This window comes from Vibrio sp. OPT46 (assembly GCF_015163535.1).
GTDB lineage: Bacteria > Pseudomonadota > Gammaproteobacteria > Enterobacterales > Vibrionaceae > Vibrio > Vibrio alginolyticus.
Genome location: NZ_JADDYG010000489.1, coordinates 1 through 3,443, shown reverse-complemented (window position 1 = coordinate 3,443; position 3,443 = coordinate 1). Strand labels below are relative to the sequence as shown.

The 3,443-nt window shown below is 38.1% G+C and carries 3 protein-coding genes and 1 pseudogene; 3 read left to right on the top strand and 1 reads right to left on the bottom strand.

The genetic code is table 11. The features are described from left to right. Positions 1–290: pseudogene (locus tag IQR33_RS20640) on the bottom strand (nitrite reductase (NAD(P)H)); the annotation flags it as partial. A gap of 527 nt (positions 291–817) precedes the next feature. Between IQR33_RS20640 and rnk the strand changes: the two are divergent. The 3 genes from rnk to IQR33_RS20625 all read left to right on the top strand — a co-directional run. Next, positions 818–1,225, top strand: a complete 408-nt coding sequence (gene rnk / locus IQR33_RS20635) for a nucleoside diphosphate kinase regulator (RefSeq protein ID WP_005390213.1) — start codon at positions 818–820, stop codon at positions 1,223–1,225. A 238-nt stretch (positions 1,226–1,463) separates the two neighbouring features. Further along, positions 1,464–2,423, top strand: a complete 960-nt coding sequence (locus IQR33_RS20630) for a GGDEF domain-containing protein (RefSeq protein ID WP_193837761.1) — start codon at positions 1,464–1,466, stop codon at positions 2,421–2,423. A 227-nt stretch (positions 2,424–2,650) separates the two neighbouring features. Further along, a partial coding sequence (locus tag IQR33_RS20625; RefSeq protein WP_193843999.1) for an ABC transporter substrate-binding protein occupies positions 2,651–3,443 on the top strand: 793 nt, incomplete at its 3' end.

The following is a 3,443-nucleotide window of genomic DNA, read 5'->3' as shown; positions in this document are numbered from 1 at the left end:
CCAGTGCTTGAGTAAACAATGCGGTTTTCACGGTTGATGTTAATCGCGCGTTCGCCGATCAGCATGTTAATACCGTGTTTCTCGTAGAAGCCTTCTTTTACTAAAGAAAGTTCATCTGCAGTATGGTGAGAAAAGTAAGAGGAAAGGTGCACACGGTCGTATGCGACACGAGGTTCTTCACAGAAAACCGTAATGTCTATATTAGACATATCAGCTTTCTCGACTAAGTCTTCAATATAACGGTGCCCTACCATACCGTTACCGATGACTACTAGCTTCAACTTGCTCATTATAATTCCTAAGGGTTAGGTTCTTATCACTGAGCTCATTGTTAATTGTGAAAGAAAATTAATACATGATGTAAATCAATTACAATTTCAAACTACCCTAAAGGGGTAGATGAACGTATTTATCTGACTATTGCGAAATAAAAAGTAATTTATTAACGGATATTGGTAGTTTTAACAAACTGAGATAACCGAAGCCATGCTAGCAACGGACTATACCGTTTTGCTTTTATGAAGTTAGGCTGACCATCGAAACCGAGCACACCTACGATAAATCCTGCTTTGCTTCTAAACGACGCACTCACTTGACTTCACCGTTTCAAGGTGATCAGAGAACAATATCTGAAGTGATTGAAAGATTTAGAAAAATCAAGCTTCACAACAAAAATTTTTTACTAGCTAAGTCGCACTATAAAGACTAAAATCAGGTTTAGTTCATATGGAATAGCGTCCATATGATTGATACCGTAATTGACATATAGAGTGCCGTCCCATTTTTGTGAGGCGGCCTTTTATTTGGGAGTCATAAAATGTCAGAAAACAATTCTATCTACATCTCAAGCTTAGATATGAACCGAATCACGGCTTTGTTGGATAAAATGCCAAACATCGCAGCGGAGCTTGTGGAATTAGAAGCAGAGCTCGACCGAGCAACAGTTCTTGAGCCAGAACAAATGCCAGATAACGTGGTCACGATGAACTCGACTGTAGAGTTTAAATTTTCAGGTGAAGATAGAACCATGACAAAGACACTGGTTTACCCTTCTGAACTGAAAAGCAGTGATGATATCTCTATTTTTGCACCCGTAGGCAGCGCACTGATCGGTTTGTCTGTCGGCCAAAAACTTGACTGGCCAATGCCAAATAATCAAGTGAAGACAATTGAAATTGTCGATATCACATACCAACCTGAGCGTTGTGGTGCACTAAACCGCTAACCCTCAGTAGTCCCGGTGCAAAGGCCTCCATTTAAGACTTTGCACCAGGAGAGCCCCTCGCTTACCCCCTATTTCCTTCTTTGTTTTCCAAGCATTTACTTTACTGCTCTTAAGTAACATCACCGATTCTTTATTATTTACCGCATATTCAATATTTATATCTCCAAGCTCAATCATAGAAATTGCAAAGTATTTTTCGTATATTGTCGCTCCGAAAACGACGTAAATTATGCGCAAAATGGAAGAATATCTAACTCGAATTGCCTGCTTAGAAAAAGAAAATGAAGAGCTGAAGCGGAAGAATGCGCGACTACAAGAAAAGTTGAATGCTGCACTCGACAGTAATGGACTGTGTTTGTGGGAGCAGCATATTCCTTCAGGTACTTTGACGATATTCAATATGCAGTGGGGAAAAATGCTAGGTTATCAGCCCCATGAGTTAACCGCGACGGTTGAAACGTGGAAAAACAATCTCCACCCTGAAGATTATGATCTTGCGGTGGGTGCATTTGAAGATCACCTAGCAGGCAAGACCGACCTTTATGAGGTAGTGCATCGCATGATTCATAAAGACGGCAGTGATAGCTGGGTCTACGATCGAGGGCGCATCGTCGAGTATGGTTCTGATGGCGAACCACTACGGATGATGGGTACTCATATCGATATTACAAAAGAAAAGCGTTATGAGCAGCAACTGGCCAAGTTGGCTTCGAGTGATCCATTGACTGGATTGTTAAATAGAAAAGCAATTGAGGAAAACTTTAATCATCAACCTCAAACCGAACCGTCTCAGCAGTCTGCTTTAGTGTTTGTTGATATAGATAATTTTAAAGCAGTTAACGACCAGCTAGGCCATCATACTGGCGACACCCTCCTCATCAATATCGCCAATAGCTTAACAGAGCTTGCGTCAAGCAAGTCTCAAGTTGGACGCATAGGAGGCGATGAATTTGTTGTCTTAAACTGGCATTCAAGTCGAGAGGAAATATCCCAACTTTGCAATCAACTCTTAGATTCAATCATTCCAGCGATAAATCAAGACTTACATAAAGTAACGATAGGAATGAGTATCGGTGTTTGTCTCTTTAACAAAGGAAAGCAACCGTTTAATGAAGTGTATCAAAAAGCCGATCACGCAATGTATGAGATAAAGAAAAATGGCAAAAATGGAGTACAATTTTTCAACTTAAAAAGTTGATATCTCTCCATAAATCATCATGTTATGAAATCAGTCATTTGCTACAACTTGAACTAACTAAAGATAAATTCTTTATATCTAAGCCAGTTACCGAAATTACCCCTAGGTACTCATAAATTTGGCACGATACAAATAAATCCCCTCCTCTCCTAGCATCAACCCAATAAGCAACTACACTCATTTAACTGATAGATTAATTACTACTATTATGAAGGGAGTTGTTTTTGATGGATACAAAACAGATTTCTACAGTTATCATAATTTTAGTTCTTTCTGCATTAGTAGTTGCTTATTTAAAGTTAACAACGGTATCAAATGCTATCCACAAACCTACAACAATCGGTATATCTAAGACGCCTCTGTCAGCCCCTTTTATCATTGCAGAGCACATAGGTGCGTTTGAAGAAAACGATTTAAACGTCGAACTTATCATGTGCTTTGGAGGGGTCGAATGTTCAAACCTACTTCTAGAAAACCATGTTAATTACGCCACTTTTTCTGAAAGCGTACTGATGTTTAAAAGCTTTGAATACAAAGATTTAGCATTAATCACTTCTTTTGCATCTTCTACGAATGATATTAAGCTGCTAACTAAAAAGCGGTCTGGCATAGAAAGTATAGATAAATTACCAGGAAAAAAGGTTGGTGTAATAAAAAAGAGCGCTAGCGAATATTACTTAGACTTGTTGCTACAGGTAAATGACATTGATTTAGAAAAAGTAGAAAAAATATCATCAACAACGCAGGTTATTATAAATCATTTAATGCAAGGAAACGTCGATGCAATATCTACTTGGGAGCCATACGGATTTATGGCCAAGAATAGAATAAATGAAGAAGTAAAGAACATAGGAATTATTGGCGTGTATAAACTTTACTTTTTGCTTGTATCAAAAGAAATACACATTGAAAAATCAGATCAAGAAGTAATGAAAATAATAAAGTCACTTCATCACTCAATTAACTGGATGGATAAAAACCCTCATTTAACAATGAAAATACTATCACAAAAACTTAACA

Bases quoted from the DNA above. Each gene is read 5' to 3' on its own strand.
- rnk (WP_005390213.1), top strand. From the start codon at position 818: ATGTCAGAAAACAATTCTATCTACATCTCAAGCTTAGATATGAACCGA.
- IQR33_RS20630 (WP_193837761.1), top strand. From the start codon at position 1,464: ATGGAAGAATATCTAACTCGAATTGCCTGCTTAGAAAAAGAAAATGAA.